Origin of the sequence: Burkholderia sp. SJZ089, assembly GCF_007828315.1 — a bacterium.
Classification (GTDB): domain Bacteria; phylum Pseudomonadota; class Gammaproteobacteria; order Burkholderiales; family Burkholderiaceae; genus Burkholderia; species Burkholderia gladioli.
In genome coordinates this window covers 133,306-147,620 of record NZ_VIUM01000018.1, presented here as the reverse complement: position 1 = coordinate 147,620, position 14,315 = coordinate 133,306, and the positions used below count along the sequence as shown (strand labels likewise).

The following is a 14,315-nucleotide window of genomic DNA, read 5'->3' as shown; positions in this document are numbered from 1 at the left end:
GCGCTGGCAAGCTGCCCCGCGACACTGGCCTCTCCACCGAGCCGAGGAGCGAGCCGATGTCCGTCACCGTGCGCAGTTACCTGTCCCCGACCCTGGTCCTGCTGGCCTTCGACTGGCCGCAAGCCGCGAGCCGCGACGATTTCCTGGGTTTCGCGATCCGTCGCACGCCGGGCTTTCGCAGCACCGACGGCCAGACGCGCGCGGCCAGCAGCTGGTTGCCCAACCGGCTGACCTTCGACGGCCCGGTGGCCGACACGCAGCGCGACGCGCCCACCGACCAGGCGCCGATCCAGAAGTTCATGTGGTGGGACGCGCGCATCGATCCGCCCGATCGCGGCCAGTCGTTCCGTTACGACGTCTACCCCGTGGTCGGCCATCCCGACCAGTTGCAGGTGCTCGACGCCGAGGCCGGCCATTGCGCGATCACGCTGCCCGAGCACGTGGTGGACGGCATCGGCACCTGGTTCAACCGTGCCGTGGTCAGCTCGCAGGCCTTCTCGCGGCAGGTGGCGGCGCTCGGCCTGGGCCAGCACGACAAGCCCAGCGACGCCCAGGCGCTGGCGCTGCGCACCTGGCTGGCGAACGACCTTCAGCAGGTGTTCGAGCTGATGCTCGAGCCGGCCACGCGCGCGGCTTCGGCCGTCTATCACCTGACCGACACGCTGTGGGCGATCCCGGCCTTCGAGGCCTTCGGCAAGCAGCATGGCAAGCAGGCGCTGGCGATCGTCTACGACGCCCACCTCACCCGGCGCCCGGGCGGCAAGCCGCCGCTGCCCTCGCCGAACCAGCCGGCGGTCGACCTGCTGAAGGACCTCGCGAGCCTCGCGCCGCGCGATCGCACGCGCATCATGCACGACAAGTTCATCGTGACCGATGCCGCGAACGGCGATCCGCAGCCGGCTCGCCTGCTGACCGGCTCGGCCAACTTCACCACCGAGGGCATCACCGAGCAGGCCAACGTGCTGCACAGCTTCGACTCGGCGATCCTGGCCGGGCTCTACAGCGATCGCGCGCGCTCGCTGGCCGCCAATCCCTCGATCGCTGACACGGCGAAGCTGAGCCACGGCTGGTCCGAGCCGGCCCGGGTCGGCAGCGCGAGCGTGCGCGTGGCCTTCTCGCCCGAGCCCGGCAAGCAGCGCACCGAGATCGACACGATCGTGGCGGCGATCCAGGCCGCCCGGCATTCGGTGGTGTTCTGCCTGTTCATGCCGACCGACGCGCCGCTGCGCGATGCCTGCTTCGCGGCCGGCGACGCGGGGCGGATGATGTTCGGCCTGGTCAACAGCATCAGCGTGAAGGGCGCGCAGGCCGCCGAGGCGAACCAGCAGGACGGCAAGACGCTGAACGGCTCGCAGCTCGCGAACCTCTCGCTCTACCATCGCAGCCGCGAGCAGCGCGACGTGATCGACGCCGAGTATTTCTCGCCGGCCACCGTGCCCAAGGGCTTCGAGCCCGAGATGCGCGTATTCCCGGGCGAGGCCGCGCCGCCTTATCCGCCGGTGGTGATCCACCACAAGTTCATCGTGATCGATGCCGAGGGCGAGAATCCGATCGTCTACACGGGCTCGGCCAACATGAGCTCGAACTCGGAGCACTACAACGACGAGAACCTGCTCGAGATCCGTGATCGCCGCATCGCCGGCACCTATCTGGCCGAATTCCTGCGGCTCTACGAGCACTACCGCGCACGGGCGCTGGCGATCGAGGCCAAGCGCAGCGGCGGCGCCACGCACGCCGACGCGCACCCGAGGCTGAACCTGCAGCCCGATTCACGCTGGGCGAGGAAGTATTTCGTCGAGGGCAGCCCGGAGGCGAAGGCGCGGATCGCGCTGGCGACGCCGGTGCGGGACGTCTGAGGCGGGGAGCGGGATGGGGCGACGGCGCCGCGCCGCGAGGCGCGCGCCGTCCAGGCACGGCTCAGCGCGCGATATGGCCGAGCACGCAGTCGGCGATCATGGTGCGATGCCGCACGCGCAGGCGCGGTGCCGACGGATCGCGGCCGAACGCGGCGCCGAAAGTGTAGCGGTTCGCGACGCGATGGAAGCAGAACGAGCTGATCATCAGATGCAGGTCGAAAGCGTCGACGTCGGCGCGGAAATCGCCGGACTCGACGCCGCGCGCCAGCAGTTCCTCGATGGTCTTGATGATGCTGACATTGCGGTTCTTGAAGGACTTGAGCTGCTCGATATACTTCGCGCCGTGGATGTTCTCGATCGACACTAGGCGGACGAAATCGCGATGCCGGTCGTGGTAGTCGAAGGTGAACTCGATGAGCCGGCGCATGCCCTCGACGGGGGGCAGTTCGCCCACGTTCAGCTCGAGCTCGAGCGCGCGGATGTCGCCGTAGACCTTCTCCAGCACCGCCTCGTACAGCCCTTCCTTGCTGTCGAAGTAGTAGTAGAGCATCCGCTTGGTGGTGTTGGTGCGTTCCGCGATCGCGTCGACACGCGCACCCGTGAGGCCCATCGCCGAGAACTCCTGGGTCGCGACCTCGAGGATGTTGCGCTTGGTCTGCTCCGGGTCGTACTTGCGACGGGATTCGTCGCGGCGCGTACCGCGGGCCGGCTGCGCGCCCTGGTCGGGCGCGTCGGTGTTGCTACCTTGTTTCATGTGATTGTGTCGGCGGCTGGATCCGGCGCATTCTAGCACGCGGGTTCCGGCGCTCCGGCACGGTTCCGGGGTGCGTTTCGCGTGCGTCGCAGCCCGCATCGAGAGCGGTTTCTCCGCTCAGGAAGGGCTCGAATCGTGCTGCGGCACCACGCGTGCGAGCTTCGCCTGCCGCCGCGATTTCTCGTTGATGACCTGATGACGGCGGTGGTCCGTCATCTTGTTCCAGCCCCGGATTTCCTCGCGCGTGCGCAGGCAGCCGATGCAGAGCCCGGTCTTGCCGTCGAACCTGCAGATCTCGACGCAAGGCGATTTGACCGCCATCGCTCAGGCTCCGGCGGGTGCCGCGTTGACCTCGATCGTCAGGTGCGACAGATCCTGGAAGCGCGCGAGCGCCGAGCGATAGAAGCCCGGGTCGCGCCGCGCCTCGCGGGTGGCCACCGAGACGATCGCGCTCATGTGCCCGGGACCGACGCGCCAGACATGCAGGTCGAGCACGGTATCGCCCTGGTCCTCGATCACGTGGCGCACGTTCTCGGCCATGCGCTGGCCGGGATCCATGTCGAGCAGGATGCCGCCCGTGTCGCGTATCAGGCCCCACGACCAGTTGGCGATCACCAGCGCGCCGATCACGCCGGCAAGCGGGTCCATCCACAGCCAGCCGAAGGCGCGCGCCAGCAGCAGGCCGACGATGGCCAGCACCGACACCGCCGCGTCGGCGATCACGTGGAAGTAGGCGGCGCGCAGGTTGTGATCGCGATGCGTGGCGGCCGGAGCCTGGTGGTGATCGTGCCGGTCGTGAACGTGGTGATCGTGATGTCCGCCGTGAGGCTCGTGAGCATGACCGTGAGCGTGGCCATGGTCGTGGCCGTGATGCCCGCCGCTCAGCAGCCAGACGCTGGCGAGGTTGACCAGCAGCCCCAGCACGGCGATCGGGATCGCCTCGCCGAAGTGGATCGGTACCGGCGCGAAGAAGCGTGCGACGGCCTCGTAGCCGATCAGCAGCGCGATCATGGCGAGCACGATCGCGCTGGTGAAGCCCGCCAGGTCGCCCAGCTTGCCGGTGCCGAACACGAAGCGCCGGTCGGTGGCGTGGCGGCGCGCGTAGGTGTAGGCCAGCGCCGCGATCAGCATGGCGCCGGCATGGGTGGACATGTGCAGGCCGTCGGCGACCAGCGCCAGCGAGCCGAACAGGCTGCCGCCGACGATCTCCGCCACCATCATCGCGCCGCACAGCGCGATCACCATCCATGTCCTGCGTTCGTTGTCCCGGTGGGACTCGCCGAGGAATACATGCTCGTGCCGCGCGCCGGCGGCCGCCTGATTGGTCCTGCCCATGCTCGCCCCTTACTTGAAATAGCTGTGGATGATCTCGACCAACTGCTCGGTGCCGCCGCCGTGCCCGTGGTCGGGCTGCGCGTCGACCAGGTGCGTGCGGATGTGATCCTCGAGCACCACGGCCAGCAGGCCGTTCATCGCGCCGCGGGTGCTGGTGACGAGCTGGAGCACGTCCATGCAGCCGCGCTCCTCCACGAGCGCGCGCTCGATCGCCTCGACCTGCCCCTTGATGCGGCGGATCCGGTTCAGCAGCTTCTGTTTTTCGCGAATCGTGTGGCTCACGGCCGATACTCCCTGAATACGTCAGGGCGCCATCTTACTCCAGATAGGGTAGGGGGGTATACCTCTCAGGGCAAAGCCAGTCGACGCGTTGTCATCGGTATCGCGTCCGGGATGAGGCTTGCCGCGCTTGTTCGCGTCGCCGGCCGGCAATCGCGGCCGGCGCCTCGTCCCTCTCCAGACGCCGCCGACCTGGATCGCGCGGCACCGGCGGCGCCTGCCGCTCAGCGCCGCCGTGCCGCCAGCGCGTCGCGCGCCTGCCACGCGCTGTAGGTCAGTTGCGCGGCCGCCAGCCCGGCCAGCCCATGGGCCGGCACCAGCCCGAAATGCGCGAACGCGGCGGGTACCGGCGCGGCCCCCGCGATCGCATCGGCCAGCACCTCGCCGGCCACCGTGGTCGGCGCCATGCCGTGGCCGCCGAAGCCGACCGCGTGCCAGATGCCGTCGGCGTCGCGCCCGATCTGGGGCATCTTGTGCCGCGCGTAGCTCATCAGGCCGCCCCAGGCGAACTGCACCTCGACGTCGCGCAACTGCGGATAGACCAGCATCAGGTCGCGCTTGAGCAGCCGCGCGATCGCCTCGGGGCCGCGCTCGAGTATCGAGATGCGGCCGCCCCACACAATGCGCGTGTCGGCCATCGGGCGGTAGTAGTCGAAGGCGAAGCGCGTGTCGTAGACGGCCGAGCGGCAGGCGATCGCATCGGCGAGCCGCGCGCCCAGCGGTTCGGTGGCGATCACGTAGGTGGCGATCGGCAGCACCGCGCGCTCGACACGGCGATGCACGCCGCGCGCGTAACCGCCGCCGGCGAACACCACGTCCTGCGCATGCACCTCGCCATAGGCGGTGGACACCACCATTCCGGCGCCGCGCCGCCGGATCGACAGCGCCGGCGTGCGTTCGGCGATGCGCGCGCCGCCTTGCCGGAGCGCCTGCGCGATGCCGAGCACGTACTTGAGCGGATGGAAGTGGAAGGCGTTGCGCTCGAACAGGCCGCCGTGATAGCGCGAGGTCTTCAGGCGCTGCTGCAGCTCGGCGGCGGCGAGCGGCTCCCAGTCGACCCCGAAGGCCTGCTTCATCAGCCGGCGCGGCGCGTCGAGCCGCGCCGGATCGGCGAACCAGTTGGCGAGGATCACGCCCTCGTCGACCAGCTCGCAATCGATGCCATGGCGCGCCACGCGCGCACGGATCCGTTCGACCGCATCGAGGGTGAGGCCATAGAGGCGGCGCGCCTCGACCGGGCCGAGGCGGGCCAGCAGCTCGGCGTTGTCGAGGCTGTAGCCGCCGAACACGAAACCGCCGTTGCGGCCCGAGGCGCCATGGCCGACTTGCTGCGCATCGAGCACGAGGACGTCCGTGATGCCGCGCTCGACCAGCCCGAGCGCCGTGGAAAGGCCGGCCAGGCCACCGCCGACCACGCAAACGCGCGCCTCGGCGCGGCCCGACAGCGGCGCGTCGGCGGCGGGGCGGGTGACGCTGGCTTCGTAGTAGTTCTGCATCGTGACGCGACTCCGCGGGAACGGGACGTGCCGGCATCCTAACCCGCGAGCGGCGGCCCGGCGAGATCGGGCAAACACGCGCGGGTCGGGATGTCGGCGCGAGCCGATCCTCGCGCGCGGGCTCTGGTATCTTCTGCCGATCGGCATCGTCACCGGGCGGCGCCGCGCGTCGCCTATCCGGAGCGCGCCGCCGCCCGGTCCGCCCCGTGCCCGGCGCCGGCATGCACCGCGCCGCCGCACGGATCCACGCGAACCCTCATACATGGCCAACCCATCATGACCGCCACGACGACTCCCTCCCTGTCCATCCAGCCCCTGCTCGCCGAACTCGGCGTCGAGCTTGCCGCCTGGCGCGGCGACGCGCTGACGGCGCGCTCGCCGCTCGACGGCAGCGTGCTGGCCACCCTCGCCACCGACAGCGCCGCCGACGTGACGCGCAAGATCGACGCCGCGCATGCCGCCTTCACGCGCTGGCGCACGGTGCCCGCGCCCTTGCGCGGCGAGCTGGTGCGCCGCTTCGGCAACGTGCTGCGCGAGCACAAGGCCGCGCTCGGCCGCCTGGTCACGCTCGAGGCCGGCAAGATCGCCTCGGAAGGGCTGGGCGAGGTGCAGGAGATGATCGATATCTGCGATTTCGCGGTCGGCCTGTCGCGCCAGCTCTATGGCCTGACCATCGCCTCGGAGCGCCCCGGCCATCGCATGATGGAAACCTGGCATCCGCTCGGCGTGTGCGGCGTGATCTCGGCCTTCAATTTCCCGGTCGCGGTGTGGTCCTGGAACACGGCGCTGGCGCTGGTGTGCGGCGATCCGGTGGTCTGGAAGCCCTCGGAGAAGACGCCGCTGACGGCGATCGCCTGCGATGCGCTGTTCGCGCGCGCGGTGCGCGAGTTCGAGGCCGAGCATCCCGGCGTGGCGCCCGAGGGCCTGAGCCAGCTGGTGATCGGCGGGCGGGAGGTGGGCGAAGTGCTGACCGCCTCGCCGAAGGTGCCGGTGGTCAGCGCGACCGGCAGCGTGCGGATGGGGATCGAGGTCGCCAAGGTGCTCGGCGCGCGGCTCGCGCGCAGCATCCTCGAGCTGGGCGGCAACAACGGCATGATCGTCGCGCCGAGCGCCGATCTCGACCTGGTGGTGCGCGCCGTGACCTTCGCGGCGGTCGGCACGGCCGGGCAGCGCTGTACCACGCTGCGCCGGCTGATCGTGCATCGCGAGGTGGCCGCCGCGTTGCTGCCGCGCCTGGAGAAGGCCTTCGCCTCGGTGAAGGTGGGCGATCCGCTCGACGCGGGCACCCTGGTGGGCCCGCTGATCGACCGCGCGGCCTTCGACGCGATGCAGGCGGCGCTGGCCGATGCGCGCGAGCAGGGCGGGGTGGTGACGGGCGGCGAGCGGGTCGAGGTGGCCGGCGCCGAGGCGTTCTACGTGCGTCCCGCGATCGTGCGGATGCCGAAGCAATCGGCGGTGGTCGAGCGCGAGACCTTCGCGCCGATCCTCTACGTGCTCGAATACGATGCGCTCGACGAGGCGGTGGCGCTGCACAACGGCGTGCCGCAGGGACTGTCCTCGTCGATCTTCACCAACGACATCCGCGAGGCCGAGCAGTTCATGTCGGCCGCCGGCAGCGATTGCGGCATCGTCAACGTCAATATCGGCACCAGCGGCGCCGAGATCGGCGGCGCCTTCGGCGGCGAGAAGGAAACCGGCGGCGGCCGCGAATCGGGCTCGGATGCGTGGAAGGCCTATATGCGCCGCGCCACCAACACCATCAACTACAGCCGCGAGCTGCCGCTCGCGCAGGGCGTGAAGTTCGACGTCTGAGCGCGGCCGGGGCTCCCGTCGGCGCGCGTCGCGAGCGGCGCGCGCCTTCCATCCATCTTGCGCATCCCGCGCGGTGGAACGGCGCCGGCGGCATCAGGCGCCGCCGCGCGCCGCCGTCGAGCCCCGCACGATCAATTCCCCCGGCAGCACCAGGGTGCGCGCCGACATCGCCGGCTCCGCCAGCCGTTGCGTGAGCAACTGCATGGCGTTCTTGCCGATCTCGTAGACGGGCTGCGCGATCACGGTCACGCCGGGCGTGACCAGGTCGGTCCAGGCGTCGTTGTCGAAGCCGGCCAGCGCGAGGTCCTCGGGCACGCGCGCGCCGGCCTCGCGCAGCGCGCGGTAGGCGCCGAGCAGCAGCAGGCCGTTGCTGGCCACGATCGCCTCGGGCCGTCCCGCCGCGGCGGCCTCGCCCAGCCAGGCGCCCACGCGCTGGCGCGCGGTTTCCGCGTTCGGCTCGACGAATTCGGCGCGCCCTTCCAGGCCGTGGCGGGCCAGCGCGTCGAGGAAGGCCGCGTGCCGTTCGCGGCCGGTGGTGCTGGCATTGCCGAACAGCCCCGCCACTCGGCGATGGCCGCGCGCGATCAGGTGCTCGACCAGCCTGCCGGCCGCGTCGCGGTTGTCGAGCGTGACCGCGTCGGCGGTGCCGGGCGGCCCGGCGCGATCGATCATCACCACCGGGAAGGCGTAGGCGCTCGCGTCGAACCGCTGCGCGGCCGCGTGGGTCGGCGAATAGATCACGCCCGTGACGCGCTCGCCGGCCATCAGGCGCAGGTACATCGCCTCCTTCTCGGGGTTCTCGTCGGTGTTGCAGAGGATCACGCGCATGCCCTGCGCGTAGGCGGCATCCTCCACGGCGCGGCTGACCTCGGTGAAGAAGGGGTTGCGCACGTCGGAGACGATCAGGCCGATGGTGGCCGTGTCGCCCGAGCGCAGCCGGCGCGCGGCCGCGTTGGGCCGGTAGTCGAGCCGCTCGATCACCTCGAGCACGCGCCGGCGCACGCTATCGCGCACCGGGCCGTTGTTGGACAGCACGCGCGAGACGGTGGTGACCGACACGCCGGCCGCCTCGGCGACATCCTTGATGCGTAGTGCCATATCGACTGGTATCGATTTCAGTGTCTGGATCGGGAGATACCCTGATTCAGCGGAATCTCGGTGGCGGTCCTGAACCGTCGCCGAGGCCCGGAAACAGGCGTGCCCGCGCATTCTAGCGGGGCTTGCCGCGAATTTCAGCCGATTTTCAATTCTCCGGCCCGGCTTGACGGCAAAAGTGGTATCGATTCCAATACGCCCATTCCAACGAATCGTCAGGAGACGCGATGTCGTCCTTGCTTACCGCGGGGCAGGTCCGGCTCGCCGCCCGGGCCGCCTCCCGCCACGATGCGATCGACCAGGCCGGCGCGCTGCTGGTCGAGGCCGGCGTGATCGAGCCGGCCTACGTGGCCAGCCTGCACGGCCGCGAGCAGGTGTCGAACACCTATCTCGGCCATGGCGTGGCGATCCCGCATGGCCTGCAGGAGGACCGTCACCTGATCCGCCGCACCGGCGTGGCCGTGCTGCAACTGCCCGATGGCGTCGAGTGGCGCGACGGCGAGCGCGCCCGCCTGGTGGTCGCGATCGCCGCGCAATCGGACCAGCACATCGTGCTGCTGCAGCGGTTGACGCGCCTGATCGGCGATCCGGCACGCCTGGCGCAACTGCTCGCGACGCGCGATCCGCTGGCGATCGTGAACGTGCTCGACGGCGATGCCGGCGCGGCGCCCGCCGCCGGCTCGGCCGCGATCGTCCATGCCACGCCGGCCGACTACGCCGAGCGCGTCGAGCTGGTGCTCGACTATCCGCATGGCCTGCATGCTCGCCCCGCCAGCGCCTGGGTGGCCAGCGCGAAACGCTTCCAGGCCGCGTTGCGCGTGCGTCATGGCAATAGCGCCGCCGATCCGAAGAACCTCGTCAGCCTGCTGCAACTGGGCGCCACCGCGAATGCGGAGTTGGTGCTGTCGGCGCAGGGCGTCGACGCGGCCGAGGCGCTGGCCGCGCTGAAGCGAACCATCGAGGCCCTGTCGGCCGAGGAGCACGCGCGCGCCGACGCGGCGACGCTGCGCCGCCAGCAGGCGCAGCCGGCACTGTGGACGCCGCGCGATCCGGCCACGGTGATCGAGGGCGTCGGCGCCGGGCCCGGTTTCGTGGCCGGGCCGGTGCGCCTGATGCGCTCGCGCACGCTCCAGATCGAGGACCGCGCCGACGACCCGCTCGACGCCGCCACTCGCCTCGAGGCGGCGCTGGCGAGCACCGCCCGCGAACTCGAGGCCCTGGCGCGCGAGACCGGTGCGCGGCTCGGCGAGGCCGAGGGCGCGATCTTCGCGGCGCAGCGCGAATTGCTCGACGACGCGGCGCTGCTCGACGAGACGGCGCGGCTGGTGGTCGACGGGCACGGGCTGGCCTGGTCCTGGCATCGCGCCACCGAGCAGCAGGCGGCGAAGCTGGCGGCGCTGCCCGATCCGCTGCTGGCGGCGCGCGCCGCCGACCTGCGCGATGTCGCGCGCCGCGTGCTCGGCCATCTCGGCGATGCCGACGTCGCGGGTTCGGCCGATGTGTCGGGCGACGGCGCCGGGCAGGGCGCGCCGGCGATCCTGATCGCCGAGGACCTCACGCCTTCCGACACGGCCCAGCTCGACCCGGCCGTCACGCTCGGCTTCTGCACCGTGGCCGGCGGCCCGACCTCGCACACGGCGATCCTGGCGCGCACGATGGGCGTGCCGGCGGCCGTGGCCTGCGGTGGCGCGCTGCTGGCGCTGCGCGACGGCGAGCACGTGGTGCTCGACGGCAACGCGGGGCGGCTCTATGCCGGCGTGTCGGTGGCCGATCGCGAGCGCGCGGCCGAGGCGCAGCGCCGCTTCGTCGAGGCGCAGCACCGCGCGGCCGCCAATCGCGCGCTGCCGGCCGCCACGCTCGACGGCCATGTGCTGGAGATCGGCGCGAACATCACGCGTCCGGCGCAGGTGAAGGCGGCGATCGAGAACGGCGCCGACGGCGTCGGCCTGATGCGCACGGAGTTCCTGTTCCTGGAGCGCCACGACGCGCCCGACGAGGAGGAGCAATACGCCTGCTACCGGCAGATGGTGGAAGCCAGCGGCGGGCGGCACCTGATCATCCGCACGCTCGACATCGGCGGCGACAAGCAGGTGCCCTACCTGAATCTGCCGCACGAATCGAACCCCTTCCTCGGCGTGCGCGGGCTGCGGCTGTGCCTGCGCCGGCCCGACCTGTTCGTGCCGCAGTTGCGCGCGCTCTATCGCGCCGCCATGCACGGGCCGCTGTGGATCATGTTCCCGATGGTGTCCACGCTCGACGAGGCGCGCCAGGCGATCGCGCTGGCCGAGACGGTGCGCGCCGGGCTCGACGCGCCCAGGGTGCCGCTCGGCATCATGGTGGAGACGCCCTCGGCGGCGGCGCTGGCCGACCATTTCGCCGAGCTCGTCGACTTCTTCTCGATCGGCACCAACGACCTCACGCAATACGTGCTGGCCATCGATCGCGAGCATCCCGAGCTGGCGCGGATGGCCCAGAGCCTGCATCCGGCCGTGCTGCGCATGATCGCGCAGACGGTGGACGGCGCGCGCCGGCATCGCAAGTGGGTCGGCGTGTGCGGCGGGCTGGCCGGCGAGCCGCTGGGCGCGGCGATCCTGGCGGGGCTGGGCGTCGACGAGCTGTCGATGAGCGTGCGCGATATCCCGGCCGTCAAGACGCGGCTGCGCGCCTCGCGGCTCGATGCGCTGCGCGCGCTGGCGCGCCGCGCGCTCGATGCCGCCGATGTCGACGCCGTGCGCGCGCTCGACGGCGGCGAAGTCAGCGAAGGCGGCCCGGCCGGCGAGACCCGGGACGAGGCTGCCGCATGAGCATCACGATCCGATCGGCGACAAACGCCGCGCGCGTGGTGGTGACCGTCACGCCGAATCCCGCGCTGGACCAGACCGTGCGCGTGGCCGGCCTCGCGCTGGGCGCCGTCAACCAGGCCGAATCGCTCGAGATCAACGCGGGTGGCAAGGGCGTCAACGTCGCCGGCTGCCTGGCCGACTACGGCATCGCCACGATCGTCACGGGCCTGCTCGGCCGCGAGGGCAGCGAGGCCTTCGAGACCATGTTCGCCGACAAGCGCATCGACGATCGTTTCGTGCGCATCGCCGGGCGCACGCGCACCAACGTCAAGCTGGTCGATCCAGCGCGCGGCCAGACCACCGATATCAATCTCGCCACCGCGCGCGCCACGGCGCAGGATCTGGCGGCGCTGGAGGCGCGGCTCGCCTCGCTGGCGGCGCCGGGGCGCTGGTTCGTGCTGGCCGGCAGCCTGCCGCCCGGCGTCGACACGGACTTCTATCGCCGCGCCACGCGCTCGCTGCACGCGGCGGGCGCGCGCGTCGCGCTCGATACCAGCGGCGCGCCGCTGGCCGCGGTGCTGGGCTCGGGCGATCCGCTCGAGCTGCCCGACCTGGTCAAGCCCAATCGCGAGGAATTGGCGGCGGCGCTGGGCCGGCCGCTCGACAGCCGCGAGGCGCTGCTCGACGCGGCGCGCGAGCTGGTGGCGCGCGGCGTGCGCCATGTCGCCGTCTCGCTCGGCGAGCAGGGCGCATTCGGCCTCTGCACGACCGGCTCGGCCGAACTCGACGGTTTTCACGCGGCGCCCTTGCAGGTGCCGGTGGCCAGCACGGTGGGGGCGGGCGACGCCTTCGTCGCCGGGCTGGTGGCGAGCCTGGCCGAGGGCCGAGCCTGGGCCGAGGCCGGGCGCCGCGCGAGCGCCTTCGCGGCGGCCAAGCTGGCGCGCGTCGGCCCGCATCTGCCGGATCACGCAACGCTCGACGCGCATGCGGCGCGCGTCGAACTCGACACCTTCACGATCGCGGCCGACGGCGCCGCGCGACCCCGCGCGAGCGGCGCGGCAGCGGAGACATCATGGAAAGACTGATTGGACTGGTGGCGGCGCCGGAGCGCAGCGCCGCGCCGGCAATGGCGGCGCAGGCCCTGCTGCGCGCGGCGCGGCGCCTGGGCGGCACGCTCGAGATCGAGACGCGCAGCGCGCTGGGCATCGGCTCGCCGCTGACGGCCGAGCAGATCGGCGCGGCGCATGCGGTGCTGATCGCCGCCGACGACACGGCCGGCATCGACGAGGCGCGATTCGCCGGCAAGGCGATCCATCGCGTCTCGATCGAGCGCGCGATCCGCGAGGCCGACGAGCTGGTGGCGCGGATCGCGCGCGCGGCGGCCGATGCGGACGGCGCGGTGCCGTCGACGCCGGCGCCGGCAACCGGCGCCTCGACGCAGCCTGCCGCGAACACGGCCGCGCCGGCGCGTGCGCTGAAGATCGTCGCGATCACCTCCTGCCCGACCGGCATCGCCCACACCTTCATGGCGGCCGAGGGACTCGCGCAGGGCGCGCGCCAGCTCGGCCACGCGATCCACGTCGAGACGCAGGGCTCGGTGGGCGCGCAGAACCGGCTCAGCGAGGCGCAGATCGCCGAGGCCGACCTGGTGGTGATCGCCGCCGACACGCAGGTCGACAAATCGCGCTTCGCCGGCAAGCGGCTCTACGAGACCGGCACGAAGGGCGCGATTGGCGGCGGCGCCGCGCTGCTCGAACGCGCCATCGCCGAGGCGAGCCGTGACGCTGCCGCGCCGGGCGCCGCGTCCGCGGCCGGCGCCTCGCTGGCCGACCAGGCAGCGGCGGCCAAGCAGGCCCGCAACGCGAAGGCGCCCGGCGCCTATCGTCACCTGATGACGGGTGTGTCCTTCATGCTGCCCTTCGTGGTGGCGGGCGGTTTGCTGATCGCGCTGTCCTTCGCGCTGGGCGGCATCTACGCCTTCGACGACGCGCACAAGGGCACGCTGGCCTGGTCGCTGTTCCAGATCGGCGCGAAATCGGCCTTCGCGCTGATCGTGCCGGCGCTGTCGGGCTATATCGCCTACTCGATCGCGGACCGGCCCGGCATCGCGCCCGGCATGGTCGGCGGGATGCTGGCCGCGAGCCTCGGCGCCGGTTTCCTCGGCGGCATCGTGTCGGGCTTCCTGGCCGGTTACGCGGCACTGCTGATCAATCGCCACCTGCGGCTGCACCGCAACCTGGAAGGGCTGAAGCCGGTGCTGATCATCCCGCTGCTGTCGACGCTGATCGTCGGCCTGCTGATGCTCTACGTGGTGGGCACGCCGGTGGCGGCCGCCCTGCATGCGCTGGAAGGCTGGCTGCGCTCGATGCAGTCGGGCAGCGCGGTGGTGCTCGGCGCGATCCTCGGCGGGATGATGGCGGTGGACATGGGCGGCCCCGTCAACAAGGCCGCCTATGCCTTCAGCGCCGGGCTGATCGCGAGCCAGGTCTATACGCCGATGGCGGCCACCATGGCGGCCGGCATGACGCCGCCGCTGGGCATCGCGCTGGCCACCTGGCTGTTCCGCTCGCGCTTCGGCGTCGAGGAGCGCGAGGCCGGCAACGCGGCTGCCGTGCTCGGCATCGCCTTCATCACCGAGGGCGCGATTCCGTTCGCGGCGCGCGACCCGATGCGGGTGATCCCGTCGTGCATCGTCGGCTCGGCGATCACCGGCGCGATCTCGATGGCGGCCGGCGTCGAGTTGAAGGTGCCGCACGGCGGCATCTTCGTGCTGCCGATCCCGAACGCGGTCACGCACCTGGGCACCTACACGCTGGCGATCGTGGCCGGCACCGTGGTGACGGCGCTGCTGATCGGCCTGCTGAAGCGGCCCGCGCCGGCGAAGGCCGCTTGAGCGATCCGGCGC

Annotated in this window: 11 protein-coding genes; 5 read left to right on the top strand and 6 right to left on the bottom strand. The window is 71.7% G+C overall.

Features of this window, described 5'->3' with window-relative positions:
* Positions 1-56: 56 nt before the first annotated feature.
* Positions 57-1,856: a phospholipase D-like domain-containing protein gene (locus FB600_RS28775; protein WP_096752533.1), complete on the top strand. Its 1,800-nt coding sequence runs from the start codon at positions 57-59 to the stop codon at positions 1,854-1,856.
* 61 nt (positions 1,857-1,917) lie between these two features.
* On the opposite strand, the gene FB600_RS28770 is transcribed toward FB600_RS28775, so the two are convergent.
* The 5 genes from FB600_RS28770 to FB600_RS28750 all read right to left on the bottom strand — a co-directional run bounded on the left by FB600_RS28770 (position 1,918) and on the right by FB600_RS28750 (position 5,720).
* A complete protein-coding gene (locus tag FB600_RS28770; protein WP_096752534.1) occupies positions 1,918-2,610 on the bottom strand; it encodes a TetR family transcriptional regulator in 693 nt (230 codons plus the stop codon).
* Between the two features lie 117 nt (positions 2,611-2,727).
* On the bottom strand, positions 2,728-2,931 hold the full coding sequence (locus FB600_RS28765; protein WP_096752535.1) for a DUF1289 domain-containing protein: 204 nt from the start codon (positions 2,929-2,931) through the stop codon (positions 2,728-2,730).
* 3 nt (positions 2,932-2,934) lie between these two features.
* The gene (gene dmeF / locus FB600_RS28760; protein WP_098151686.1) at positions 2,935-3,945 is read right to left on the bottom strand and encodes a CDF family Co(II)/Ni(II) efflux transporter DmeF; all 1,011 of its coding nucleotides are present in this window, start codon (positions 3,943-3,945) and stop codon (positions 2,935-2,937) included.
* Positions 3,946-3,954: 9 nt separating this feature from the next.
* Positions 3,955-4,227, bottom strand: coding sequence for a metal/formaldehyde-sensitive transcriptional repressor (locus FB600_RS28755; RefSeq protein WP_096752537.1), 273 nt, complete (start codon positions 4,225-4,227; stop codon positions 3,955-3,957).
* Positions 4,228-4,448: 221 nt separating this feature from the next.
* Positions 4,449-5,720, bottom strand: a complete 1,272-nt coding sequence (locus FB600_RS28750; RefSeq protein WP_098151687.1) for an NAD(P)/FAD-dependent oxidoreductase — start codon at positions 5,718-5,720, stop codon at positions 4,449-4,451.
* Between the two features lie 276 nt (positions 5,721-5,996).
* Here FB600_RS28750 and FB600_RS28745 point away from each other — a divergent pair, with 276 nt between their 5' ends.
* A complete protein-coding gene (locus tag FB600_RS28745) occupies positions 5,997-7,532 on the top strand; it encodes an aldehyde dehydrogenase family protein (RefSeq protein WP_042283984.1) in 1,536 nt (511 codons plus the stop codon).
* Positions 7,533-7,625: 93 nt separating this feature from the next.
* On the opposite strand, the gene FB600_RS28740 is transcribed toward FB600_RS28745, so the two are convergent.
* Entirely contained in the window at positions 7,626-8,630 is a 1,005-nt protein-coding gene (locus FB600_RS28740; protein WP_013689404.1) for a LacI family DNA-binding transcriptional regulator, read from the bottom strand.
* 224 nt (positions 8,631-8,854) lie between these two features.
* Between FB600_RS28740 and ptsP the strand changes: the two genes are divergently transcribed.
* From ptsP to FB600_RS28725, 3 genes are read left to right on the top strand one after another with little or no spacing between them, the layout of a single operon-like run.
* Positions 8,855-11,431 carry a phosphoenolpyruvate--protein phosphotransferase gene (gene ptsP / locus FB600_RS28735; protein WP_145757722.1) on the top strand — a complete coding sequence of 859 codons (2,577 nt, stop codon included), beginning with the start codon at positions 8,855-8,857 and terminating at the stop codon, positions 11,429-11,431.
* The gene (pfkB, locus tag FB600_RS28730) at positions 11,428-12,495 is read left to right on the top strand and encodes a 1-phosphofructokinase (RefSeq protein WP_096752541.1); all 1,068 of its coding nucleotides are present in this window, start codon (positions 11,428-11,430) and stop codon (positions 12,493-12,495) included. The genes ptsP and pfkB overlap by 4 nt, the downstream gene beginning before the upstream one ends.
* Positions 12,483-14,303, top strand: a complete 1,821-nt coding sequence (locus FB600_RS28725; protein ID WP_145757723.1) for a PTS fructose-like transporter subunit IIB — start codon at positions 12,483-12,485, stop codon at positions 14,301-14,303. Before pfkB ends, FB600_RS28725 begins: the two co-directional genes overlap by 13 nt.
* Positions 14,304-14,315 lie beyond the last annotated feature (12 nt).